General features: G+C 28.6%; 23 protein-coding genes. 18 read left to right on the top strand and 5 right to left on the bottom strand.

Going from position 1 to position 24,180, the window contains the following annotated elements:
* The first annotated feature begins 1 nt into the window (after position 1).
* Together ACRDDE_RS09630 and ACRDDE_RS09625 are read left to right on the top strand one after the other, a co-directional pair.
* Positions 2 to 1,240 (top strand): ABC transporter permease, encoded by a 1,239-nt coding sequence (locus ACRDDE_RS09630; RefSeq protein WP_438627045.1) that lies wholly within the window; start codon positions 2 to 4, stop codon positions 1,238 to 1,240.
* A gap of 20 nt (positions 1,241 to 1,260) precedes the next feature.
* Positions 1,261 to 1,887 carry a YIP1 family protein gene (locus ACRDDE_RS09625; protein ID WP_438627044.1) on the top strand — a complete coding sequence of 209 codons (627 nt, stop codon included), beginning with the start codon at positions 1,261 to 1,263 and terminating at the stop codon, positions 1,885 to 1,887.
* Positions 1,888 to 1,932: 45 nt separating this feature from the next.
* Here ACRDDE_RS09625 and ACRDDE_RS09620 read toward each other — a convergent pair whose 3' ends face one another.
* Positions 1,933 to 2,658 carry a tRNA 2-thiocytidine biosynthesis TtcA family protein gene (locus ACRDDE_RS09620; protein WP_438627043.1) on the bottom strand — a complete coding sequence of 242 codons (726 nt, stop codon included), beginning with the start codon at positions 2,656 to 2,658 and terminating at the stop codon, positions 1,933 to 1,935.
* A 314-nt stretch (positions 2,659 to 2,972) separates the two neighbouring features.
* On the opposite strand from ACRDDE_RS09620, the gene ACRDDE_RS09615 reads away from it, so the two are divergent.
* Entirely contained in the window at positions 2,973 to 3,926 is a 954-nt protein-coding gene (locus ACRDDE_RS09615; RefSeq protein ID WP_438627042.1) for a carbohydrate kinase family protein, read from the top strand.
* Between the two features lie 49 nt (positions 3,927 to 3,975).
* On the opposite strand, the gene ACRDDE_RS09610 is transcribed toward ACRDDE_RS09615, so the two are convergent.
* On the bottom strand, positions 3,976 to 5,205 hold the full coding sequence (locus ACRDDE_RS09610; protein ID WP_438627041.1) for an aminopeptidase: 1,230 nt from the start codon (positions 5,203 to 5,205) through the stop codon (positions 3,976 to 3,978).
* Positions 5,206 to 5,524: 319 nt separating this feature from the next.
* Here ACRDDE_RS09610 and ACRDDE_RS09605 point away from each other — a divergent pair, with 319 nt between their 5' ends.
* The 7 genes from ACRDDE_RS09605 to ACRDDE_RS09575 all read left to right on the top strand — a co-directional run bounded on the left by ACRDDE_RS09605 (position 5,525) and on the right by ACRDDE_RS09575 (position 15,187).
* Positions 5,525 to 6,319: a nitroreductase family protein gene (locus tag ACRDDE_RS09605; protein ID WP_438627040.1), complete on the top strand. Its 795-nt coding sequence runs from the start codon at positions 5,525 to 5,527 to the stop codon at positions 6,317 to 6,319.
* Positions 6,320 to 6,408: 89 nt separating this feature from the next.
* Positions 6,409 to 7,665 carry a sensor histidine kinase gene (locus ACRDDE_RS09600; protein ID WP_438627039.1) on the top strand — a complete coding sequence of 419 codons (1,257 nt, stop codon included), beginning with the start codon at positions 6,409 to 6,411 and terminating at the stop codon, positions 7,663 to 7,665.
* 12 nt (positions 7,666 to 7,677) lie between these two features.
* Positions 7,678 to 8,403 carry a LytR/AlgR family response regulator transcription factor gene (locus tag ACRDDE_RS09595; RefSeq protein ID WP_438627038.1) on the top strand — a complete coding sequence of 242 codons (726 nt, stop codon included), beginning with the start codon at positions 7,678 to 7,680 and terminating at the stop codon, positions 8,401 to 8,403.
* A gap of 393 nt (positions 8,404 to 8,796) precedes the next feature.
* Positions 8,797 to 9,513 (top strand): orotidine-5'-phosphate decarboxylase, encoded by a 717-nt coding sequence (gene pyrF / locus ACRDDE_RS09590; protein WP_438627037.1) that lies wholly within the window; start codon positions 8,797 to 8,799, stop codon positions 9,511 to 9,513.
* A gap of 13 nt (positions 9,514 to 9,526) precedes the next feature.
* Entirely contained in the window at positions 9,527 to 10,573 is a 1,047-nt protein-coding gene (locus tag ACRDDE_RS09585; protein WP_438627036.1) for a carbamoyl phosphate synthase small subunit, read from the top strand.
* A gap of 39 nt (positions 10,574 to 10,612) precedes the next feature.
* Positions 10,613 to 13,819 carry a carbamoyl-phosphate synthase large subunit gene (gene carB, locus ACRDDE_RS09580; protein ID WP_438627035.1) on the top strand — a complete coding sequence of 1,069 codons (3,207 nt, stop codon included), beginning with the start codon at positions 10,613 to 10,615 and terminating at the stop codon, positions 13,817 to 13,819.
* Positions 13,820 to 13,990: 171 nt separating this feature from the next.
* Positions 13,991 to 15,187 (top strand): phospholipase C, encoded by a 1,197-nt coding sequence (locus ACRDDE_RS09575; RefSeq protein ID WP_438627034.1) that lies wholly within the window; start codon positions 13,991 to 13,993, stop codon positions 15,185 to 15,187.
* A 44-nt stretch (positions 15,188 to 15,231) separates the two neighbouring features.
* Here ACRDDE_RS09575 and ACRDDE_RS09570 read toward each other — a convergent pair whose 3' ends face one another.
* Positions 15,232 to 15,744 (bottom strand): ferritin, encoded by a 513-nt coding sequence (locus ACRDDE_RS09570; protein ID WP_438627033.1) that lies wholly within the window; start codon positions 15,742 to 15,744, stop codon positions 15,232 to 15,234.
* A gap of 166 nt (positions 15,745 to 15,910) precedes the next feature.
* Here ACRDDE_RS09570 and ACRDDE_RS09565 point away from each other — a divergent pair, with 166 nt between their 5' ends.
* From ACRDDE_RS09565 to ACRDDE_RS09545, 5 genes are read left to right on the top strand one after another with little or no spacing between them, the layout of a single operon-like run.
* Positions 15,911 to 16,783, top strand: a complete 873-nt coding sequence (locus ACRDDE_RS09565) for a class I SAM-dependent methyltransferase (protein WP_438627032.1) — start codon at positions 15,911 to 15,913, stop codon at positions 16,781 to 16,783.
* The gene (locus ACRDDE_RS09560) at positions 16,783 to 17,454 is read left to right on the top strand and encodes an RluA family pseudouridine synthase (protein WP_438627031.1); all 672 of its coding nucleotides are present in this window, start codon (positions 16,783 to 16,785) and stop codon (positions 17,452 to 17,454) included. The genes ACRDDE_RS09565 and ACRDDE_RS09560 overlap by 1 nt, the downstream gene beginning before the upstream one ends.
* A 2-nt stretch (positions 17,455 to 17,456) precedes the next feature.
* Complete coding sequence (locus tag ACRDDE_RS09555) at positions 17,457 to 18,161, top strand: UPF0489 family protein (RefSeq protein ID WP_438627030.1); 705 nt, start codon at positions 17,457 to 17,459, stop codon at positions 18,159 to 18,161.
* Between the two features lie 55 nt (positions 18,162 to 18,216).
* Positions 18,217 to 18,723, top strand: coding sequence for an SEC-C metal-binding domain-containing protein (locus ACRDDE_RS09550; protein ID WP_438627029.1), 507 nt, complete (start codon positions 18,217 to 18,219; stop codon positions 18,721 to 18,723).
* A 9-nt stretch (positions 18,724 to 18,732) separates the two neighbouring features.
* A complete protein-coding gene (locus tag ACRDDE_RS09545) occupies positions 18,733 to 18,894 on the top strand; it encodes a hypothetical protein (protein ID WP_021428093.1) in 162 nt (53 codons plus the stop codon).
* Between the two features lie 24 nt (positions 18,895 to 18,918).
* On the opposite strand, the gene ACRDDE_RS09540 is transcribed toward ACRDDE_RS09545, so the two are convergent.
* Positions 18,919 to 19,836, bottom strand: coding sequence for a pseudouridine-5'-phosphate glycosidase (locus ACRDDE_RS09540; RefSeq protein ID WP_438627028.1), 918 nt, complete (start codon positions 19,834 to 19,836; stop codon positions 18,919 to 18,921).
* 1 nt (position 19,837) lies between these two features.
* Positions 19,838 to 20,926, bottom strand: coding sequence for a PfkB family carbohydrate kinase (locus ACRDDE_RS09535; RefSeq protein WP_438627027.1), 1,089 nt, complete (start codon positions 20,924 to 20,926; stop codon positions 19,838 to 19,840).
* A 219-nt stretch (positions 20,927 to 21,145) separates the two neighbouring features.
* Here ACRDDE_RS09535 and yabG point away from each other — a divergent pair, with 219 nt between their 5' ends.
* The 3 genes from yabG to ACRDDE_RS09520 all read left to right on the top strand — a co-directional run bounded on the left by yabG (position 21,146) and on the right by ACRDDE_RS09520 (position 24,119).
* Positions 21,146 to 22,042 carry a sporulation peptidase YabG gene (gene yabG / locus ACRDDE_RS09530; protein WP_438627026.1) on the top strand — a complete coding sequence of 299 codons (897 nt, stop codon included), beginning with the start codon at positions 21,146 to 21,148 and terminating at the stop codon, positions 22,040 to 22,042.
* 165 nt (positions 22,043 to 22,207) lie between these two features.
* Positions 22,208 to 22,474, top strand: a complete 267-nt coding sequence (locus tag ACRDDE_RS09525; protein ID WP_021428036.1) for a Veg family protein — start codon at positions 22,208 to 22,210, stop codon at positions 22,472 to 22,474.
* Positions 22,475 to 22,568: 94 nt separating this feature from the next.
* A complete protein-coding gene (locus ACRDDE_RS09520; RefSeq protein ID WP_438627025.1) occupies positions 22,569 to 24,119 on the top strand; it encodes a DUF3794 and LysM peptidoglycan-binding domain-containing protein in 1,551 nt (516 codons plus the stop codon).
* The last annotated feature ends 61 nt before the right edge of the window (positions 24,120 to 24,180 follow it).

The following is a 24,180-nucleotide window of genomic DNA, read 5'->3' as shown; positions in this document are numbered from 1 at the left end:
TATGAGTATAGAAAATTTAATCAAAAGTTCTCTGCTAAGCTTAAAAGCGAATAAATTAAGGGTTTTCTTAACTATGATAGGAATTATTATAGGTATAAGTTCTGTTGTAGTTGTATTATCTATTGGGGATGGACTTAAGGAACAAGTTTCTAAAACAACAGGAAAAGTAAATGCAAATAAAGTTACTGTAAGTTTTTACTCTGAAAACCCTCAGGCAGATTTATCGTCTGTTGAACCGTTTATAGAAAATGATATTTATGATTTAAAACATATAGATGGGGTTGAAAAGGTTGAAAAACCAAAAGAACAGGAAAGTTTTGGTTTTGGAAATGGATTATATGGAGAGGTTAATTTTTTAGATAGAAATGTATCTATAGCAGCTACTCCATACGATGATGATAGTGAGAGTATGAACTTAATTCCAGCTAAAAAATCAGATAAAGTTGAATATGGAAGATACTTCGAAAAAAGTGACATAAAAAATGATGTAATAGTATTAACATATCAAAATGCAAAAAAACTATTTGATGATCCTAAGTTAGCTGTAGGGAAGGCTATAAACTTAAATGGAACAATGTTTGAAGTTATTGGAGTTCAAGAAAAAGGAGAGAGCTTATTTTCAGCTAATGAAGATTTAATACAAAAAGCGTCTATTGATAGAATAGATGAATTACAAAATAAAAATAAGGGAAATGAAATAACTTCTTTAGATGTTTTCATATCACCTGGATATGATTTTGATGTTGTTTCAGAGCAAGTTAAGGAAATGTTACAAGAAAATCATTCAGAAATACATGGAACATATGATGTTTTCAATCCAGGAAGTATAACAGAGGCATTTACTAAAATAATTTCAAGTATAACTATGTTTATTACCCTTATAACAGCTATATCACTATTTGTTGGAGGTATAGGTGTAATGAATATAATGTATGTCTCAGTTACGGAAAGAAAAAGAGAGATAGGAATAAGAAGAGCAATAGGAGCTACTCCGAATTCTATAATGTTACAATTTTTATTTGAAGCTATGTTTGTAACTTTAATAGGGGGACTATTAGGAATTTTAATAGGATTTGTTTTATCACAGATTGCAGGTATGTTCATGCCATTTAAGCCTGTGGTTACTATAAAAACATTTATAGGTGCTTCAGCTACATCTGTAATAGTGGGTATTGTATTTGGGATAATACCTGCATATAAAGCATCTAGACTTGATCCTATAAAAGCTATATATAATTAAAAATAAAAAGGAGAATATATATGAGGGATTTAAAAACATTAATAATACAACCAAAAGAATATTTCAAAGATTTTACAAAGGAAGAATATGAAAGTAAACAACCTATAAAATTAAGATACTGGTTTATAGCTCTTGTAGCTATAAGTATTTTAAGTGGAGTAGTAACAAATTTAATGATGCCTGATTTATTAGGAGAATTAGGGCTTGAAGGAATGGGAGAAACAGGATTTATTATATATCAAGGTGTAATATATGTTGTGGGATCGTTAATAGGCGCTTGGATATGTGTTAATATATTATATCTTGTAACTAAAATATTTATGGGGTTTGTTGAAAATGAAGAAATAAAAGATAAAAAGTATTTCAAAAGTCTTTTATATATTAGATTTATAGTATTTTCTATAGTTGGATGTATTTTGTCAATAATAACTATGTTAATTTTAAGAGATATGGAATTAGCAGCTATAGCAGATTCTTTAAATAATATGGTTGTTAAGTTATGGGCTACATATTTCCTATATGGAATATTTAAGTACTACTTACAAACTAAAAAACTACATAAAATACTTCCAACGATTTTATACATTTTAACATTGATATTTGCAATAGGAACAATAGTGAAGACTATAATGGCTCCTGCAATGTAAAATATTAAAAATAAAAGCTACTCATTTTGAGTAGCTTTTTGATTTCTATATATTCTTTATTTTATCTTTATCCCATATAAATAATTGATCTGAGTTATTTAGAGAGTTAAATAAATTTCTTTTAACATTAGGAATATCTAAGTTAAGTTTTTGTATTAGTTCTTTAATATTTTGTCTATTTGTATGACCATCAGCTGGGCATGGATTTTTAATTACAGGATAATTGAAATCTTTAGTGGCTTTTTTAGTCATATATTCTTCAATATAAACCATAGGTCTTATTATAGTTAAATCTTGTCTGTCTAAATAGGTTTTTGGGGAAAAGCAACTAACTCTTCCTTCGAAGAACATAGACATTACAAAGGTTTCAACAGCATCATCTTTATGATGTCCTAAAGCAACTTTATTACATCCAAGTTTTTTTGCTGTATCATTTAAGGCACCACGTCTTAAGTTTGCGCATAAAGAACATGGATTTTTTTCTTTTCTTATATCAAATATAATTTCTTTTATATTTGTTTGAACCTCGTGAAATTCAACACCTAAATTTAAACATAAATCATATAAAGGTGAATTATCAACACCACCTGGGTTTAATGTTATAGCTATAAGTTCGAATTTTTGAGGTGAAAATTTTTTATAATTATTTAAAATATGAAGAAGAGTTAAACTATCTTTACCTCCAGATAACCCAACTGCAATTTTATCTCCATCTTGTATCATATCAAAATCATTTATAGCTTGTCTTGCTTTACTTAATAACTTTTTCATAATTTGGATGCCTCCTAAAAGCATAATAGTACTTAAGAATTTATTATATCAAACTAGAATTTTTATAACAATTGAAATAAATTGTATTAAATAAAAAGTATTTTTTTCTTGGCAAAAATAGATAATAAAATATATAAGATGACTAATTAAATTAAAAAATAAATAAATTAAGAAAACGATATTAAGATATTTAACTTAAAAAAATTTTTAGGAAATATTGTAAAACGTCAAAATATGTGCTTTTTTGTCTAGAAAAGGCATATATTTTTATGTTAAAATATGAAAGTGATTCTTATGGGAGGTCGAAGATAAAAATGGTAAATAATAAACAACCATACGCTTTAGTTTTTGGAGTATCAATATTTGATATAATCGGATTTACAAATGATAATTATAGATGTAACGACTCAAATCCAGGAAAAGTTAAAACTTCTTTTGGTGGAGTATGTAGAAACATAGCAGAAAATATGGCTAGAGTAGGAATAAATACAAAGTTCATATCAATATTAGGTGATGATGAAACAGGAAGAAGAATGATGGAACATTCTAAAGTTATGAACTATGATATGGAAGACTCTTTAATAATTAAAGGTGGAAGTACACCTACATACATGGCTGTTTTAAATCATGAAGGAGAACTTGAATCAGCAGTAGTTGATATGAAAGTAACTGACATGTTTACAACGGAGTTTATAGATTCAAAAGCAGAAATAATAAAAAATGCTGAATATATGTTTTTAGACTCAGATAAACCTGAAATTGTTGAATATATATTAAAAACTTTTGAAGGGCAAACTAAATTTATTTTAGATCCTGTGTCTGCTTGTAAAGCTAAGCATATAAAACATTTAATAAAATATTTCCATACAATAAAACCTAATAGATATGAAGCAGAAATAATGTGCGGGTTTGAAATAAAATCAGAAGATGATTTAAGAAAAGCTGGTAAACACTTTATAGATTTAGGAATAGAAAATGTATTTATAAGTTTAGATGAAGATGGCATATATTATAATAACGGAACTGAAGAAGGAACTATAAAGGCAAATAATGTTCCTGTTGTAAATGTTACAGGAGCTGGAGATTCATTTGTAGCTGGGCTAGGATATGGTTACATGAGAAACGTAAGTTTAAAAGATACAGTTAAATATGCAGTAGCTATGTCTGTTTTAACTATAGCTCATGAAGATACTATACACCCAGAAATGAGCGATGATGTTGTTTTAGAACATATAGAAAAGCTTAATTGGACGGAAAAAACATATTAGAATTATAAAAGGACTATCTAAAATAGATAGCCCTTTTTTTATGCATTAACTAGAAAGCCCAGTTTCCATCTTGGAATATTTGAACTTTTTCACCGTTAGCTTTTTCACCAACTATGTTCATATCAGCAGAACCTATCATGAAGTCAACATGAGTTATACTGAAGTTTATACCATGTTTATCTAAATCTTCTTGAGGTATGTTAACTCCGTTTTCAACACAGCTCTTATAAGCTGTACCTATAGCAAAGTGACAAGAAGCATTTTCATCGTATAAAGTATTGTAGAATACTATATTTGTATCTGATATAGGAGATTTAAATGGAACTAAAGCAACTTCTCCAAGATAGTGAGAACCTTCGTCTGTATCTATTAGTTTAGCTAAAGTAGCATATCCTTCTTCAGCAGTAAAGTCTACTATCTTTCCATCTTTAAATGTTAATGTAAAGTTGTTTATAACATTTCCACCGTAAACAAGAGGTTTAGTACTTGCAACTACACCGTTAACACCAAATTTATGAGGTAAAGTGAATACTTCTTCTGTTGGTATATTTGGGTTGAAGTTTACTCCGTTTGGATCTTTTGAAGCTCCACTTGCCCATATATGACCTTCAGGTAATTCCATAGTTATATCTGTTTTACCAGATTTGAAGTATAAAGTTTTAAATTTGCTATCATTTAAGAAGCTCATTCTAACTTTTAAGTTTTTATTATGTTGATTCCAAGCTTCTATTGGATCTTCTTGGTCAACTCTTGTACAATGGAATATTGCTTCCCACATTTTATCTATTGCTTCTTCTTCAGAAACTCCTGGGAATACTTTTTTAGACCAGTTTGCTGTAGGAACAGAAACTATACTCCATTTTGATTTATCAGATAAAGTATAAGATCTCCACTCTTGTAAAGCTTCAGCAGATGCCTTTTGGAAGTTTGCAACTTTTTGAGAGTCTACATCTTTTAATAAATCTGGATCTTGAGCATAAACAGTTAAGAAAGCTCCACCTTCTTTAGCTATTTTTACGTATTGATCAGAAACCCAAGTTGGGAACTCGTTAAAAGTTTCATCTGGAGCATTTAAATATTTTATAAGAGTACACTTTTCATCTGACCATTCTATATGTACATCCTTTGCTCCTAGGTCATAAGCTTTTTTTACAACTTCTCTTACAAATGGAGCACACTCAATAGGAGATCTAACTAATAACGTTTGTCCAGGTTGTATATTAACTCCTACCTTAACAGATAGCTCAGCATATTTTTCTAAGTTTTTTTCTAAATTCATAAAGGCACATCCTTTCAAAATAATTGTATTTAAAATAAGAATAAGTCTTTCTTAGCCTAAGTATAACATCATTTTAGTAATACATTTATAGTTTTTTTTCGATTTAAAAAAGTTGTACTATTCTAAAATAAAAGACTATTCAAACTTATTATTTTAACAATATTATTTTTAAATACCCATAAATTTAAATTTTAAAAACGGATTGATTTTAAAAAATAAAGTAAATAATGTAACTATTTTGAGAACAATGAAAGATAGTATAAAATTATATATTTTGATATAATAATATTTATTATATTTGTAGATAGGAGGAATTAGATTGCAGTTATATGATGCTATTTTTTATAGAAAATCTATAAAAAAATACTCTACAAAAAGATTAAACATAAATATGTTTGAAGAAGTTCGAAATTTATGTGAAGATATGGATAGTTTAGATAAAGAAATAAAGATTAAGGCACATCCTATTTTAAAAGGGGATAGCTTGAAATTTATAATAAAAAAGAGACATAGACTAGTTGCTCCTCACTATATAGTTTTAACAGTTCAACTTCCTGAAGTAGAAGAGACAGAAGACAGTGAAGGTGAAAAGCCAGCTCCAATGAAATATTTAGATAGTGTAGGATTTGCTGGAGAAGAGTTAATTTTAAAATTAACAGAAATGGGAGTGGCAACGAGTTGGTTAGATGATAATTTTAATAAAGAGTCTATATTAGACTTTGTACATTTAGAAGAGAATGAAAAACCAGTAATGTTAATAGCTATAGGATTTCCAGATGGAAATGAATTGTTTAGAAAAGAAAATGAAAATATAGACAGAAAACCAATGAAAAAGATTGCTAAGAATGTAGATGAAAAATGGACTAATATAATTGAATGTGTAAGAATAGCGCCATCATACAAAAATTCGCAACCATGGAGATTTTATCAAAACAATGGGTCTCTTGATATATATATGAAAAAAGATTCAGATGAAAATATGAATCAAATTAATATGGGGATAGCTTTAAAGCATTTTGAAATTGGATGTAAATATCATAATATAGATTTTAAATATGTAAAATTAGACGTTAAAGACAAATTAAGAAAAGAATATTATATAAGTGTCGTATAATTAAGGAGTAACTCTATTTTTATATAGGGTTGCTCTTTAATTTTGTAAAATTTAATAGAAAGGTATATGGGGATATGTTTCATTTTTATATGCTTTTGACAAGTATAGGGGTCTATTTAAGTTTCACAAATCTTTACGATTTTAAGAGAAATAAAATAAAATTAACTGCTTATTTTATTATTTTATACATAGGATTGTCTGTAATAGCTAGGTATTTTAAAATTTCACCATTATATGGATTAAATATTATAAATGCCATTGTAGTTTATAAAATAACAAAAAAAACATTATTAACTATAGCGATACCTCTTATGTCCACGGTTCTGTATATAACTGTTAATGTATTTTGTTATAATATGATTGCCTTTTTAACTGGGGTAAATATATATAAATTAGGAAACTATATTTATTTGATTTGTTATTATATTATTACATATATAATAATTGTAATGGTATCTAGATTTTTAAATAATACATTTATAAATAATATAGAAGAATTTAGTATATTAGATAGATTTAAACTTCAAGTATTAATTATATTAACGAGTATATTATCTATTTGTATATACTTTGAAACAAATAGCCAAACAAATGTAGTTTGTGCATTGGGATTAGAAATGGATCGAAATGGAGTATTGCCATTTATATATTTTGTAACTTTTTTATGTACTATATTTCTTATTATGTTAATAAATAATCAAAAAAGGATTAAAGAAATAGATGAATATAATAAAAAGTTAGAATATGCAACTAATGAAATGAAAAAATTTAGGCATGATTATAAAAATATAATGTTATCTATGTGTGGACATATAGAATCAAATGATTTAGATGGGTTGAAGAAATTTTTTTATTCACACATTGAATGCTTGAGTAAGGAATTGGATTTATTCAATTTAACTTGGTCATCCATAGGTAATATAGAGTGCATAGAGGTTAAAGGGGTAGTAGCTTCTAAGTTAATACATGCTGAAAAAAATAAAATAAAAACAAACTTACACATTCCAAATATTATATCAGAAGTGAATTTTAATATATTGGATTTGTGTAGGATATTAGGAATCCTTTTAGACAATAGTATAGAGGCTTGCTTGGAGTCTCAAGACCCATCTTTAAATATTTTAATTTTAGAAAAAACAAATCTTACATCTATAATTATTTCAAATACGTATAAACAAAAGGTTGAAGATGTATCGTTATTATTTGAAAAAGGATTTTCATCAAAGGGAGAAGAAAGAGGAATGGGTTTAAACAATCTAAAAGATATATTGAAAAATTATGAAAATGCATTTTTTAATATAAAAATTGAAGATGAGTTTATTCAACAGTTAGATATATATAAATAAGGAGGAGTTAGGATGAGGATATTTATATGTGAGGATGATAAAGAGCAAAGGCGTAAGCTAGAAGAGTCTATATTATCTATTTTAGAAATTGAAGATATAGGTGGAGAAATAACATTATCTACTGATTCAGCACAAGAAATTTTAAGTTATATATCAGAGTCTAAGGATAGAGGGGTATATTTCTTAGATATTAATATTGGTGGAGATGTAAATGGAATTCAACTAGCTAAAAAAATAAATGAAATAGATACAAAAGCGATTATAGTTATAATTACATCACATAAAGATATGAGTCATCTTACTTTTAAATATCATATAGGGGCTATAGATTATATAGTTAAAGAAAGTTTTGAAGAAGTAAGTAAAAGAGTCAAAGAATGTATATTAGTTGCCAATGAAAAGATAAAGAATGAATTAGAAGAGGATTGCTTTTTTATTGACAAAGTGGATAAAATAGAAAAAGTTAAATATGATGATATTTTGTATTTTGAAACATGTAAAAAAAGATTTATAGCTCTTAGAACAGAGAATAGTTACATAGAGTTTAGCGGTACTTTAAAAGAGTTAGAATCTCAGTTGGATAATAGATTTATCAGATGTCATAAATCTTATATAATAAACAAATTAAAAGTTAAAAGTATAGATAAAAAGCAGAGAATTATTACTATGGAAGGTGGCAATAAATGCTATGTATCTTTATTACTGTTGAAAAAAACTATAGATAGTATTTTAGTCTAGCTTATTATATAAAGGTTTTAAAAATAGTTGACATGACTATAAATAAGTGTAATAATTATAAAAAAGAGAAAGCTTTAAATTATCCCGAGAGGATATTAAGCCAGAGTTTTAATAAAAAATGAAAATAAAACTTCCTTGAAAGTAGTCCAGAGAGGCTAGTAAGGTTATATATGAAGATATGTTTAATTTGTGTACATATAACCTCTAACTGGATTAGTTAGAGGTTTTTTTAATATAAAAATCAAATAATAAAGTCTTTTAAACTAGTCCAGAGAGGCTGGGAAAGATATCATCATAACAAAAAATCGTTATGAAATATTGAATCCTTACACCTCTAGAGGTGTAAGGATTTTTCTGATATTAGGGGCTTTATATAAAAAGGAGAGAGTAAAAATGATAAAAGGAAAAGAAAAGCTGATTGTAGCTATAGATACTAACGACTTTGATAAAGCTAAGGAATTAATAGATAAGCTAGAGGATAGTGTTGATATATTTAAGGTGGGGCTAGAACAATATGTAGCAACGAGAGGAAAGACTGTAGATTATTTAAAAGAAAAAGGGAAAAAGATATTTTTAGATTTAAAGTTTCATGATATTCCAAACACAATGCAAAGTGCAGTAAGAGCAGCAGTAAGAGATAATGTATGGTTAATGACAATACATGTTTCTGACATGGAAGGAATGAGACAGTGTGCATTAGCTGCAAAAGAAGAAGCTGAAAAGTTAGGAATAGAAAAACCAATAATAGTAGGAGTTACAGTATTAACTTCTTTAAGCGATAAAGATTTACAAGATATAGGATGTAATATGACAACTCAACAGTTAGAAATAAAAAGAGCTAAGTTAGCTAAAGAAGCTGGTATAGATGGAATAGTTTGTTCTGCTCAAGAGGTTGATAGAATAGTAGATGCTTGTGGAAGAGAATTTGTTACAGTATGTCCAGGGATAAGACCTAAGACATCTGATGCTGGAGATCAAAAAAGAGTTGTTACACCAAAAGATGCTATAAACAAAGGAGCTCACTATTTAGTTGTTGGAAGACCTATAACTAAGGCACAAAATCCAAGTGAAGCTGCTGAAAAAATAATAAATGAAATAGAAAATGCTTAAAGGGAGGTAAGTTATGAAAGCTAGATTAATATTAGAAGATGGAACTATATTTGAAGGTAAAGCTTTTGGATATTTAAAAGATAGTGTAGGAGAGGTAGTTTTTAATACTTCAATGACAGGATATGGAGAAGTTTTAACAGACCCATCATATTATGGTCAAATAGTAACAATGACTTACCCATTAATAGGAAACTATGGAATAAACCTAGAAGACGTAGAATCATCAGGAGTTCATGTGAAAGGTTTTATAGTAAGAGAGAAATCAGATAATCCAAATAACTTTAGATGTGAAATGGATATAGACACTTATTTAAAACAAAATAAAATTATAGGACTTGAAGGAATAGATACAAGAGCATTAACGAAGATTTTAAGAAATAATGGAACTATGAGAGGAATAATAACTTTAGAAAACTTTATGTTAGAAGATGTTGTTTCTAAAATAGGAAAATTCTCAAACACAGAAGCTGTTAAAACAGTTACTAGAAAAGAAAAAGAATATATAAAGGGAAATGGACCTAAAGTAGCAGTTATGGACTTTGGGGTTAAACAAAATATATTAAGATCCTTTAAAGCGAGAGGATGCGATTTAGTTGTATTACCAGCAACAACAAGTGCTGATGAAGTACTTAAGGAAAATCCCGATTTAATATTCTTATCTAATGGACCTGGAGATCCAGAAGATTTAGAAGATGTTATAAAAAATATAAAAGAATTGATAGGTAAAAAACCTATAGCAGGTATATGTTTAGGACATCAATTGCTAGCTTTAACACTTGGAGGCCAAACGGGAAAACTTAAGTTTGGACATAGAGGTGGAAACCATCCAGTAAAAGATTTAGAAAATCAGAAAGTATATATAACATCTCAAAATCATGGATATTATGTATCTAGAATGCCAGAAAACATGGAAGTAACACATATAAACTTAAATGATAATACTGTTGAAGGTATGAGACATAAAGAGTTACCAATATATAGTGTTCAATACCACCCAGAGGCTTGTCCAGGGCCAAAAGACAATGATTATATATTTGATAAGTTTTTAGAACTAATATAAGAGATTGTTTAAACTAACTTAGATAAGGAGAAATAAATTATGCCTAAAATAGATAATATAAAAAAGACATTAGTACTAGGTTCAGGACCAATAATAATAGGACAAGCAGCAGAGTTTGACTATTCAGGAACACAAGCTTGTCAAGCGTTAAAAGAAGAAGGAATAGAAGTTGTTTTAATAAACAGTAACCCAGCTACAATAATGACTGATGGAGAAGTAGCGGATAAGATATATATAGAACCCTTAACAATAGAATTTATAGAAAAGATAATAGAAAAAGAAAGACCAGATAGTATATTAGCAGGAATGGGAGGGCAAACAGGGCTTAACTTAGCGGTTGAACTTCATGATGCAGGAATACTTGATAAATATAATATAAGAGTTTTAGGAACTTCTATAGATTCTATAAAAAAAGGTGAAGACAGAGATTTATTTAGAGAAGTAATGAAAGAAATAAACCAACCAGTAGTAATAAGTGATATAGTAACTAATTTAGAAGGCGGACTAGCATTTGCTGAAAAAATAGGATATCCAGTAGTAGTTAGACCTGCGTATACTCTAGGAGGAACTGGAGGAGGTATAGCTGATAATGAGGAAGAATTAACAGAAATACTTTCTCAAGGATTACAGTTAAGTCCAGTAAGCCAAGTACTACTTGAAAAAAGTATAAAAGGTTGGAAAGAAATAGAGTATGAAGTAATGAGGGATTCTAATGGTAACTGTATAACAGTGTGTAATATGGAAAATATAGATCCAGTTGGAGTTCATACAGGGGACAGTATAGTAGTAGCACCTAGTCAGACTTTAAGTGATAAAGAATATCAAATGCTTAGAAAAGCATCTATAGACATAATAAATGCTATAGAAGTTCAAGGTGGATGTAATGTTCAAATAGCTTTAAATCCTCACAGTTTAGAGTATGCAATAATAGAAATCAACCCAAGAGTAAGTAGATCTTCTGCGCTTGCATCAAAGGCTACAGGTTATCCAATAGCTAAGGTTGCAGCTAAAATTGCATTAGGATATACATTAGATGAAATACAAAATGCTGTTACTAAAAAGACTTATGCATGTTTTGAACCTACATTAGATTATGTAGTTGTAAAAATACCTAAATGGCCATTTGATAAATTTAAGCAAGCTAACAGAAAGCTAGGAACAAAGATGATGGCTACTGGAGAAATAATGAGTATAGGAAGTAATTTTGAAGCAGCTATACTTAAAGGAATAAGATCTCTTGAAATAGGAAAATACTCATTAGTTCATAAGTCATCTGAAGATAGAAGCATAGAAGAACTAAAAGCAAGAGTAGTAGTTCCTGATGATGAAAGACTATTCGATTTAGCTGAAATGATAAGAAGAGGCTATAAGATAGAAATGATAGAACAAATCACTGGAGTTGATAAGTGGTTTATAAATAAATTTAAGTGGATAGTAGAACAAGAAGAAAAGTTAAGAGGAATGCATATTGAAGATTTAAATAAAGAATATTTACTAGAGTTAAAGAAAAAAGGATTCTCAGATAAAGGAATAGCTGATTTAATGAAAATAAGTCCAGCTAAAGTTTATGAATTAAGAAGCTTATATAATATAAATCCATCATATAAAATGGTTGATACTTGTGGAGGAGAATTCGATGCTTTATCTCCATATTACTACTCAACTTACGAACAATACGACGAGGTAGTAGTAAGTGATAAGAAAAAAGTAATAGTTTTAGGGTCTGGACCAATAAGAATAGGTCAAGGTATAGAATTTGATTATTGCTCAGTCCACTGCGTAAAATCTTTAAGAGCACAAGGGATAGAAACTATAATAGTAAATAACAATCCAGAAACAGTAAGTACAGACTTCGATACTTCTGATAAATTATACTTTGAACCACTAACAGAAGAAGAAGTTTTAAATATAATAGAGAAAGAAAATCCAGATGGAGTTATACTTCAATTTGGAGGACAGACAGCTATAAAATTAGCTAAATTCCTAGATGAAAAGAAAATAAAGATATTAGGAACTAGTTGCAAAGACATAGATGCAGCTGAAGATAGAGAAAAGTTTGATGAGTTATTAGAAAAGCTAGATATAAATAGACCAAAAGGAAAAGCTATATGGTCAGTGAATGAAGGTATTGAAGAAGCTAAAAAGTTAGGATATCCAGTACTTGTTAGACCTTCATATGTTCTAGGTGGTCAAGGAATGGAAATAACTTATGATGAAAATAAGTTAGCTCAATATTTAAAAGATGCATTTTTAAGAGATACTAAAAATCCTGTGCTTATAGATAAATACTTAACTGGTAGAGAAATAGAAGTAGACGCTATATGTGATGGAGAAGAAATATTAATACCAGGTATAATGGAACATTTAGAGAGAGCTGGAGTTCACTCTGGAGATAGTATAACAATGTATCCAAGCCAAAACATAAGTGACGAAATAAAAGCAAAAATATTAGATTATACGAAAAAAATTGCTTTAGAGTTGAACGTATTAGGAATGGTCAATATCCAGTTTATAGAGTTCCATGGAGAATTATATATAATAGAGGTTAACCCAAGAGCTAGTAGAACAGTTCCATATATAAGTAAGGTTAGTAAAGTGCCTATAATAGACTTAGCTACAAAATGTATGTTAGGATCTAAGCTAAAAGACTTAGGATATGGAACAGGAGTTTATAAAGAGCCTAAGTTAATATCTGTAAAAGTTCCAGTATTTTCAATGTCAAAGCTTGCTAAGGTAGACGTAAGTTTAGGGCCTGAAATGAAATCTACAGGAGAAGTTTTAGGAGTAGGAGAAACTTTAGAAGAAGCTTTATACAAAGGATTCTTAGGTGCTGGTAAAAAGATGTCTAATAAAAGAGGTGTTGTTTTAGCAACTATAAATAACTATGATAAAGATGAGTTTATAGAAATAGCTAAAGATATGAATGAGTTAGGGTATACATTTGTAGCAACAGAAGGAACAGCTGAATCTTTAAGAGAAAATGGAATAGAAGCTACAATAGTAAATAGAGTAGAAGAAGCTAGACCTAATATATTAGATGTTATAAGAAATAAACAAGTAGATATAGTGATAAATACACCTACAAAAGGTAATGATTCAACTAGAGATGGGTTCAAGATAAGAAGAACAGCTACTGAGTTTTCAACAGAAGTAATGACTTCGTTAGATACATTAAAAGCTTTAGTAGAAGTTAAGAAAAAAGAAATAAATAGAGATAGATTAGCAGTTTACAATATAGCAGATTAATAGATTATGGAGTTGTTTTTAGATAATTAAAACAACTCCATATTTTTAAAAAATTCTAATTTTACTCCCGTATATTGATATTTTAGTCCAAAAATATTGTTAAAAAAATAAAATATGGTAATATTTGACATGAAAATAATGAAGATTAGAGGATATTAGGGAGGGCGTCATATGAAAGCTTTAAAAAAAGTATCTAATATACTGTGCGTATTAGGGTTATGTACTCTTATGGGAGGAACTTCTTATGCATGGGATGGGAAAAAAGATGGAACAGGAACACATTCATTGATAGCAGAACATGGGTTAAGTATGCTAAATAATGATTTAAGTGGGAATGAATCTCAGAAAGTTAAGGACAATATTAAAATTTTAAATGAATACTTAGGTGATTTAAAGTTAGGGTCTACATACCCTGATTATGATCCTAATGCATATGACTTATATCAAGATCATTTTTATGATCCTGATACTGGAAATAATTTTACTATAGATAATAGTTGGTATGCATCATACCCTATATATGATACTGCAGAAACTCAAGTTAGAAAGTTTTCTACGCTAGCTAAGAATGAATGGGAAAAGGGGAATTTTAAAGAAGCTACATTCCTTTTAGGACAGGGGTTACATTACCTAGGAGATTTAAATACTCCATACCATGCTTCGAATGTAACGGCAGTAGATAGTCCTGGACATGTTAAATACGAAACTTTTGTAGAAGAAAGAAAAGATAATTATGCTTTAAATACTTCAGGAAATGATACTACATCAGGAGTATATAAAGAAGCTATGGAAAATCCAAGTTTTAATAAATGGATGACACAAAACTCTATAAAATATGCTAAGATAGCTAAAGATTTATATTACAGCCATTCAACTATGCAACATAGTTGGGATGATTGGGATTATTCTGGAAGAGAAGCTATAAAAAATTCTCAATTATGTACTGCTGGATTTTTATATAGATTTATGAATGAAGTGTCTAATGAAAATACAGGAGATAATGATGCATTAACTAATGAGTTTAATATAGTATTAAAAACAGCAGATAATAAATATGCAGGAACTGATGATAATGTGTACTTTGGATTTGAAACCAATGAAGGCAAGAAATTTGAATGGAAATTAGATAACGCAGGAAATGACTTTGAGAGAAATCAAGTAGATAACTATATATTAAAAATAAAAGATGGAGAAGAAGTAGATATAAATAATATATCTAACTATTGGATAAGAAAAGAAAAATTAACATCTATAAGTGATGATTGGGAATTAAGTAATTTCAAATTAATAGCAAATGGAAAAGTAATACAACAACAAGATGTAAATAAAGTGTTTACAGGCAACGAAACTTTTTACATAAATAAATAATAAAAAAAGCTGTTTAATAAATTTATTAAACAGCTTTTTTTATTTTAAGCATTTGGAGCAATTGGTACATAAGTTCTTTGAGATAATTCTTGGTCAATCATTAAAAGACCAGCAGGATCATTTTTTAGTAATCTTAACTTTCTAACTATTTTTTCCATGCTTTCTTCTTCTTCAGACTGTTCATCTATAAACCATCTTAAGAAAGAAGATGTTGTATGATCTTTTTCAGATATTGCTAAATCAGTTAGCTCATGAATTGAATTAGTTATAAGTTTTTCGTGGTTTAAAGCTAATTCAAACACTTCTAAAGGACTTTCAAAGGCACCTTTAGGTTGCTCTATAGATTGTAAAATTATTTTTCCACCAGCTCTACTTATGTAATTGAATAACTTATAAGCATGGTCTCTTTCTTCTTTAGCTTGCACATTAAAGAAGTTTGCAAAACCATCTAAATTGTTATCCATGAAGTATGCCTCCATAGACATATAAAAATATTCAGAGAAGAACTCCATTTGAAGCTGATTGTTTAATGCATCTAAAATTTTTTGACTTGCCATAAAAAACCCCTCCTAAGTAAACATTTAAAATTTTAATACAATACTATTATACAATAGTATTACCAAATTTTAAGAATAAGTATATAAACTCTTTAAAATACTCAAAATATCAAGTAATAATATGATATAATACATAAATTGAGATTAATTTTTTAGGAGGAAATCAATGTTATTATTAGCTGATAAATGGAAAGATTATGAACTTATAGATATGGGTAACGGAGAAAAATTAGAGCGTTGGGGAGATGTTGTTTTAAGAAGACCAGATCCTCAAGTTATGTGGCCAATTGCTGAAGAAAAAGGATTATGGAAAAACCCACATGGACATTACCACAGAAGTAGTAGAGGTGGAGGACAATGGGAACATAAAAAGAAATATCCAGAAAAGTGGACAATAAGTTATAAAAATCTTAAATTTAATATAAGTCCAACTGGATTTAAGCATACAGGATTATTCCCAGAGCAAGCTGCTAACTGGGACTGGTCAATGGACATGATAAAAAATGCTGGTAGACCTATAAAAGTTTTAAACTTATTTGCATATACAGGTGGAGCAACTGTTGCTTGTGCAGCTGCTGGAGCGGAAGTATGTCATGTAGATGCATCTAAAGGTATGGTAACTTGGGCAAAGGAAAATTTACAAACTTCTGGATTAGGTGATAGAAAAGTAAGATTTATAGTAGATGATGTTGTTAAGTTTGTAGAAAGAGAAATAAGAAGAGGAAATAAATACGATGCTATAATAATGGATCCACCTTCATATGGAAGAGGTCCTAAAGGTGAAGTATGGCAAATAGAAGAAAAATTATATGGACTAGTTGAACTATGTACAAAAGTTTTATCAGATAAGCCTTTATTCTTCTTAATAAATTCATACACAACAGGATTATCTCCAATTATACTTGAGCATATATTAGATGCAACAGTTGCTAAGCACGCTAAAGGTGGAAATATATATGGTGGAGAAATAGGACTACCTACATCAAAAGATGGTAAAGTTCTTCCTTGTGGTATATTTGGAAGATGGGAGTCTAAATAATGTTAAAAGTATTATATGAAGATAATCATTTATTAGTTGTAGAAAAGCCTGTAAATATATTATCGCAAGGTGATGACACTAATGATAAAGATATGGTTAATCTTTTGAAGCAATATGTAAAAGTTAAATACAATAAACCTGGAAATGTATTTATAGGACTTGTACATAGATTAGATAGACCTGTAGGGGGAGCAATGGTGTTTGCAAAGACATCTAAAGCTGCATCTAGACTATCTGAACAAGTCAGAAATAAAACATTTAAAAAGACATATAGGGCTGTATTAAACGGTAGTATGAAAAAAGATGTAGATACTTTAAAAGATTTTCTTTATAAAAATAAGAAGACTAATATGGTCAGTGTAGTTAATAAAGATCATAAAGATGCTAAAAATGCAGAATTAAGTTATACTACGTTAGGCAAAGAAGATAAATTTAGCATGGTTGAAGTCGATTTAAAAACTGGAAGATCTCATCAAATAAGAGTTCAATTCTCAAGTAGAAAACATCCTCTATTTGGAGACCAAAGATATGGTCAAAATATAAATAAAGTTGGAGATCAAATAGCATTATGGTCTTATAAAATTGAAATAGACCACCCAACTACTAAGGAAAAAATGGAATTTGTCTGTGAACCTCCTAATGAATACCCTTGGAATTTATTTGAGGTTTAAATATGGAAAAGTACAATGGATTTTATATAGAGGAGCCTGTTGGAAACAATATATTTTCTTATGATGAAAGAAAAAATAAAAAAATATTTGTTCCTAAGTTGATAGAAGGAGATTTGGATTCTGTCAAGGTTGGAGAAAGAATAGTATTTAGTGAAATTGATTTTGATAAAGAAATAAATGCTATCGGATTAGAAAATATGGTTAAGTTTAACTATAAAGATAAAGATATCTATATTTTTGATAACCATAATCACTCTTTTTATTTTTGGATTAAAAGTTTAAAAAAAGGAATGTTTAATAAAGGATGCAAATTAGTTCACATAGACCAACATAAAGACATGAGAGAACCAGAGGAGTATAACGTTGACGTAAATGATATAGATGATGTATTTAGGTACACAAATTATGTTTTAAATGTAGGGAACTTTATAAAGCCTGCATTACATCACGATATATTTTCAGAAGCTGTAATAATAGATAGCACTTATGGATTTGACATAGATGTTGATGGTGAAATAGTATTAGATATAGATTTAGATATATTTTCTAAAGATATGGAATATATATCCTATGATTTAAGAGTAAATAAGATAAAAGAATATATAGATAGAGCTAAGGTTATAACTATTGCAAGTAGCCCATTTTTTATAGAACAGGGCTATGCTATAAAAGTATTAAAAGAATTATTTAATTATGATATAATATAAGAGTTAGATATTTATAATTAAGCATGATTTATTCATGAACTAGGAGGAAATTAAAATGAGTTTATATACTACATGGAGATCATTAAGTGAAAACCACAATAGCCAAGAAGAAGAAATAAAGTTCTGGGAAGAGTACTTAAAGAAAGAAACAGAAATATACAATGAAATATTAAACAATAAAAAAGACGTTATAGAAGGAAAAATTAGCGATTTAGCAGCTGCTCACAATACATCTGTTGAATACATGATGGGATTCATAGATGGAATAAGTGAAAGTTTAAAAGAAGAATTCTCAGAAGAAAAATTAGAAACTATAGAAGTTGATACAGAAATAAAATTAGAAATAGACTGGGAAAAGTTATACTACAATATGGTAGCAGTAGAAGCTCATTGGTTATATAACTTAGAAGGATGGAATGGAATATTATCAGAAGATAAGAAAAAAGAATTACAAAAAGCTTTTAAAGCTACAAAAACAGTAGTTAAAGATGACAAGATAGGAAGAAATGAGCCGTGTCCATGTGGAAGCGGTAAAAAATTCAAGAAATGTTGTGGAAAATAAGGAGATAAAATGTTTTTACTAAAATTCATTGATGAAGATGATAATCTATCTACAAAAGAATTTACATCATTAAATTCTTTAAAGGATTACGTTAAGGATAACGACATCGATAAGACGTGGCATCAAGTGGAAGAAGTAAAAAAAGTAATTCCTAATTTAAAAGAAGAATAAAAAAAGGAGCTAACGCTCCTTTTTTTATTTTAACTCTGATAAGTCTTTAGCTATTTGAGCTGCAACCTTAGCGTTATTATAAACTAGTTCTATATTGGCATCTAAGCTCTTTCCTTCTGTAATAGTCTTTACTCTATCTAATAAGAATGGTGTTACCTTCTTACCAGTTATATTTTTTTCCTCAGCTTCTTTTAAAGCTGATTCAATAGCGTTATTTATAGTATTATAATCCATTTCAAATTCTTTAGGTATTGGATTGCCTATTACCATACCACCTTTTAAATTTAAATCCCATTTAGCTTTTAATGCTGAAGCTACTTCTAAAGAAGATTCAACTTTATAATCAACTCCAAACCCACTTTTTCTAGTATAGAATGCAGGGAATTCTTCAGTTTCAAAACCTACAACTGGAACACCGTTAGTTTCTAAATATTCTAAAGTAAGACCTATATCTAGTATAGATTTAGCACCTGCACAAATTACTGCAACATTTGTATTCGCTAATTCTTGTAAATCAGCAGATATATCAAATGTTTCTTGAGCTTCCCTATGAACACCACCTATACCTCCTGTAGCAAATACTTTAACTCCAGCTAAGTTAGCTAATATCATTGTAGTAGCAACTGTAGTAGCTCCATTTAACTTTTTAGATATAATAAAAGGTAAATCTCTTCTGCTAGCTTTAACAATATCTTTGCTAGTTCCTAAGAATTCAATTTCTTCAGTTGTAAGACCTACTTTTAAAACTCCATTTATTATAGCTATAGTAGCCGGAATAGCTCCATTTTCTCTAATTATTTTACTAACTGTTTTAGCCATCTCTATATTTTTAGGATAAGGCATACCATGAGAAATTATAGTTGATTCTAATGCTACAACTGGAAGACCTTCTGCTAAAGCTTTTTTTACCTCTGGATGTACATTTAAGTATTTTTCTAACATTTTAGATCATCTCCTTTAAAATTTTTTCAACACTATCAACAGACATACTTGGATTAATGGTATTTTTATGCATTAATGTAAGTACAGAAGCAGCTGTTGCGAATTCAGCTGTGTCTTTTAAATTAAAATTATGCAGGTATCCATATACGAGTGCAGATAAAAATGCATCTCCAGCACCTGTAGCACTAATTGTGTCAACTTTAACTCCTGGAAGTAATAAATGATTTTCTTCATTAGCACAAAATACTCCGTCTTTGCCTAGTGTTATAAAGACATTTTTAACGCCTTTTCCTAGGAAGTGTTTTGCACATTCATATAAATCTTCTTCGTTATTTATCTCTATTCCTGACAGAATTTCAGCTTCTAGCTTATTAGGTTTTATAGTATTAAATCTTCCTATAATATCTTTTATCTTCATACTTTTTTGAGTAGAAACTGTGTCTATAAAAATAGGTATATCTGTGTAAGTTTTACTTATATAATCAATAACATTGCAAGATAAATTTGTATCTAAAACAATGGCTAGTGAATCTTTTATAGCTGAGTGCTTTGAAATAACATAGTCAACATCAATTTTATTGATTATATCCATATGAGATATAGCTAGTTGCATATCTTGGTCATTGTTTAAAATTGATAAATACATAGATGTTGAGAATGAATCAGATATATAACAATCTGACGCATCTATATTTAGTTTTTTACATTCTGTTAATATGCGACTCCCATAAATGTCGTTGCCAATAGCGGATATAAGTTTTGTATTTACTCCTAGTTTAGAAATATTTTCACAAATATTTCGACCAACTCCTCCTAGAGAAATATCTATCTTTCCAGGGTTTGAATCAAACATTGTAATAGTATTGCTTGGAGAACCCTGTATATCGACGTTAGAGCCCCCTATAACTGTTACAAACTTGCTTGCGCTTATGATATAACCTTTTCCTTTGATATAGCCTTTCTTCATCAAATTTGTTATGTGCACAGCAACAGAAGATCTTGTTATATTGAGCATGTCAGCTAATGTTTGCTGTGAAACCATAGGATCATTTTTTAAAATATCTAAAATTTCTTTTTCTCTATCAGTCATTAGTATCACCATATCTAAATATTTGCTTATATAAATAAGCATTTGTTAAGAATATAATATCATTTAAATAAGTTAATTTCAATGATAAATAGCGCATATTGTAAATTATTTAAATGAGACTTAGTAATATAAAATAAATTAAAGGTACATAGTAACAATATTTGTCGACGGTCATATTATAAAGTAAGAACACAAATTTTATAGGAGGACAACTATATTATGAAGATAGGAGACATCGTTGTAAGAAAGTCTTATGAGAAAGATATTATATTTAGAATAATAGGATTTGAAATAGATGAAAACAATCAAAAGATAGCTATTTTAAAAGGGGTTGCCTTTAGAATAATTGCAGATTCAGGAATAGATGACTTAGAAAAAGTAAACTTTTACGATATGAAAGATACATTAATAGACAAAGATGTTGAAAATATTTTGCATAAAAGTATAAAAAAAACTAGAGAGAGAAATAGAAGACTAAACAGAGCTATGCAAAAGTCCTCAAATAATAATAAGCAAGCTCAAGGTCAAAATCAAGTTCAAAATTCGTATGGGATGCCAGGGAAAGTACTTCATATAGACGGAGATCCTGAATATTTAAAAATTTGCCTAGATGTTTATACTAAATTGGGAATTCCAGCAGTAGGTAAAGCTATACCCGAGAGCCTTCAATATAAAGAAGTTAGAAATTTATTAGAACAACATAATCCATCCATATTAGTTATAACAGGACACGATGCTATAGTTAATAGTAAAGGAAACCTTAAAGACATTAAAAATTATAGAAATACAGCTAATTTTATAAAAACAGTAAAAGAAGCTAGAAAATATGACCCATCACTAGATAGTTTAGTTATATTTGCGGGAGCATGCCAATCTAATTATGAAGAAATAATAAAATCAGGAGCTAATTTTGCAAGTTCTCCAAGTCGTGTAATGATACATGCGCTAGATCCTTTGTTAGTGGTAGAAAAAATTGCTTGTTCTAGAATAGATAAAGTTGTTCCTTTAGATGAAATATTAAGTCATACAGTTACAGGAATTAAAGGTGTAGGAGGCATAGAAACCAGAGGGAAATTTAGATTAACCATGCCTTTAGCTATATATAATAGTTATTGATTTAGTGTATAAAAAAATATATAGATTATAATCCAAATTTAGAAAAAAAAACAGTATTGACTTTTTATCAAAAAATATATAAAATATTTAGTTTGGGTTTGACAAAAAAGTTTGATTGTGGTAATATTAAAATGACAAACATATAATGTTAAAGAAGGTGATGTAATGGCCACTGTTCAAACTTTGAATAAAATAAGACAGACTTTAGAGAAGCACCTGGGAAGAAAGATTTTATTAAAAGCCAATAAAGGAAGAAAACAAATAGTTACTAAAAAAGGTGTACTAGAAAAAGTATATCCTAGTATATTTGTTGTTAAGCTAGATGATGAGGATAATGGATATTCTAGAGTATCATATAGCTATTCAGACCTATTAACTGATAACGTTAAATTGAAAGTAATTAAAGAACCAAATAAATTAAATGTAAGTTAAAAAATTATGCCTATTAAAAATAGGTGTAATTTTTTTTTTACTTTCTAAATATAAATATAGTGTGATAGTTATATTTAATTTAGGAGGGTAACATATGAATCTTATAAAAGATATTTTACAAGTTGACAACAGAATAGATTTTGGAAGGTTTCAAACTTTTATAGAAACAGAAGCTGTTGTATCAGATAAAAAGGACGACGTATATGAAATAATAAAAACAGAGGGGTACATAGCTTTAAAGAAACAAGAAATATTAGATGGTAAAATAATATTTAGAGGGAATTTTAATTATAATGTGATTTATCTAACTGAAGATAAAAACACTGTATCAAATGTAGAGGGAAGAATAGAAATAAATGAAGTAGTAGAAAAAGATAATATAGTAGCTGATATGGAAAATATGCTTTTCTACGATGTAGAACATATAGATTGTACAGTTATAAACGAAAGAAAGATAAGAGTAGGAGCACTTTTAAATATAAGAGGTAGTTTATTTGAAAAAAATACTATAGATATAGTAAAAGATGTTTCTCAAATAGAAAATGTTCAAAAACATAGAAAAGAAGTTCAATTTGAAGATATAGTTGGAATAGAAAAATCTGAAAGTGTAGTTAGAGATACTATAAATATAAGTACTGAAGATATAGATAATATAGTTTCTATAGGGCCTAGAATGAAATTAAAAGAAACTAGGGTATCTGACAATAAGGTTATAGTTGGTGGAGTTTTAGAATTGAATCCAGTAGCTTACACTTATGAAGGAGAACTAGTAGAATTAGATAGAGTTGGGTTAGATTTCACTCAATTTATAGAAGTTCCAGGTGCATGTGAAGGTATGAAAGAAGAAGCTATGGTAGAAATAGTTGACTTAAACTATATATTCAAGAGAAATGAAGAAACAAATACAGGTGCTTTAGAAGTAGATTGTACAGCAAGAGCTAAAGTTAAAGTATCAGAAGATGTTACGAGAGAGGTATTACAAGACGCATATTCACCTGATAGAACTCTTAAGTTTGAAAGCAGAAATGTTGAACTTAATAAAGTTATAAGTAGTGGAAGTGAATTTTTTAATATAAGAGATACTATAAAAAATAATAGTGATGATATACAAATAAAAGATATAGTAAGTGTAGATTCAAATATAATAGTTGAAAATTCATCATTTGAAGGTGGAAAGAGCATAGTAGAAGGTATAGTTTTAATTGATGTTTTATATACTCCGGTAGAAGGATTAAGACCAGTATATAGATTAACAGAAGAAATACCATTTACTCATGATGTTGAAGTTGGAAATGTAAAAGACAGTGCTAACGCATTTAATCATGTAAACATAGACAGGGTAGAATTTGATTTAAACAGAGATCAAATAGATGTAACTGTGAAAGTTAGAAGATACTGCGAAGTTTTAGATAAGAAAAAAGATAGTTTCATTGTTAAGGGCGAAGATCAAGGGCCTATAGATTTATCTCAAAGACCTAGTATAACGATATATGTTGCTAAAGAAGGCGATAAATTATGGAATATAGCTAAAAAATATAATACAACAGTAGATGATATAGCTGAGATAAATGAAATAAAAACAGATGATCAATTAGATGTAGGTCAATGTTTAATAATTGAGAAAAAAACTCCAGTAGAAGTATAAAATTATGTTCAAAATAGGATAATAGGGAATTATAGTTCCCTATTATTTTATTTTTTGTAGT

Origin of the sequence: Paraclostridium sp., assembly GCF_051656405.1 — a bacterium.
In the GTDB taxonomy this organism is placed as follows: domain Bacteria; phylum Bacillota; class Clostridia; order Peptostreptococcales; family Peptostreptococcaceae; genus Paraclostridium.
Note: the sequence above shows the minus strand (reverse complement) of the source record. Positions and strands in the feature narration are given on the sequence as shown.

Excerpts from the sequence above, each read along its gene's own strand:
- ACRDDE_RS09630 (WP_438627045.1), top strand. The coding sequence starts at position 2 with ATGAGTATAGAAAATTTAATCAAAAGTTCTCTGCTAAGCTTAAAAGCG.
- ACRDDE_RS09625 (WP_438627044.1), top strand. The coding sequence starts at position 1,261 with ATGAGGGATTTAAAAACATTAATAATACAACCAAAAGAATATTTCAAA.
- ACRDDE_RS09620 (WP_438627043.1), bottom strand. The coding sequence starts at position 2,658 with ATGAAAAAGTTATTAAGTAAAGCAAGACAAGCTATAAATGATTTTGAT.
- ACRDDE_RS09615 (WP_438627042.1), top strand. The coding sequence starts at position 2,973 with ATGGTAAATAATAAACAACCATACGCTTTAGTTTTTGGAGTATCAATA.
- ACRDDE_RS09610 (WP_438627041.1), bottom strand. The coding sequence starts at position 5,205 with ATGAATTTAGAAAAAAACTTAGAAAAATATGCTGAGCTATCTGTTAAG.
- ACRDDE_RS09600 (WP_438627039.1), top strand. The coding sequence starts at position 6,409 with ATGCTTTTGACAAGTATAGGGGTCTATTTAAGTTTCACAAATCTTTAC.
- ACRDDE_RS09595 (WP_438627038.1), top strand. The coding sequence starts at position 7,678 with ATGAGGATATTTATATGTGAGGATGATAAAGAGCAAAGGCGTAAGCTA.
- pyrF (WP_438627037.1), top strand. The coding sequence starts at position 8,797 with ATGATAAAAGGAAAAGAAAAGCTGATTGTAGCTATAGATACTAACGAC.
- ACRDDE_RS09585 (WP_438627036.1), top strand. The coding sequence starts at position 9,527 with ATGAAAGCTAGATTAATATTAGAAGATGGAACTATATTTGAAGGTAAA.
- carB (WP_438627035.1), top strand. The coding sequence starts at position 10,613 with ATGCCTAAAATAGATAATATAAAAAAGACATTAGTACTAGGTTCAGGA.
- ACRDDE_RS09575 (WP_438627034.1), top strand. The coding sequence starts at position 13,991 with ATGAAAGCTTTAAAAAAAGTATCTAATATACTGTGCGTATTAGGGTTA.
- ACRDDE_RS09570 (WP_438627033.1), bottom strand. The coding sequence starts at position 15,744 with ATGGCAAGTCAAAAAATTTTAGATGCATTAAACAATCAGCTTCAAATG.
- ACRDDE_RS09565 (WP_438627032.1), top strand. The coding sequence starts at position 15,911 with ATGTTATTATTAGCTGATAAATGGAAAGATTATGAACTTATAGATATG.
- ACRDDE_RS09560 (WP_438627031.1), top strand. The coding sequence starts at position 16,783 with ATGTTAAAAGTATTATATGAAGATAATCATTTATTAGTTGTAGAAAAG.
- ACRDDE_RS09555 (WP_438627030.1), top strand. The coding sequence starts at position 17,457 with ATGGAAAAGTACAATGGATTTTATATAGAGGAGCCTGTTGGAAACAAT.
- ACRDDE_RS09550 (WP_438627029.1), top strand. The coding sequence starts at position 18,217 with ATGAGTTTATATACTACATGGAGATCATTAAGTGAAAACCACAATAGC.
- ACRDDE_RS09545 (WP_021428093.1), top strand. The coding sequence starts at position 18,733 with ATGTTTTTACTAAAATTCATTGATGAAGATGATAATCTATCTACAAAA.
- ACRDDE_RS09540 (WP_438627028.1), bottom strand. The coding sequence starts at position 19,836 with ATGTTAGAAAAATACTTAAATGTACATCCAGAGGTAAAAAAAGCTTTA.
- ACRDDE_RS09535 (WP_438627027.1), bottom strand. The coding sequence starts at position 20,926 with ATGACTGATAGAGAAAAAGAAATTTTAGATATTTTAAAAAATGATCCT.
- yabG (WP_438627026.1), top strand. The coding sequence starts at position 21,146 with ATGAAGATAGGAGACATCGTTGTAAGAAAGTCTTATGAGAAAGATATT.
- ACRDDE_RS09525 (WP_021428036.1), top strand. The coding sequence starts at position 22,208 with ATGGCCACTGTTCAAACTTTGAATAAAATAAGACAGACTTTAGAGAAG.
- ACRDDE_RS09520 (WP_438627025.1), top strand. The coding sequence starts at position 22,569 with ATGAATCTTATAAAAGATATTTTACAAGTTGACAACAGAATAGATTTT.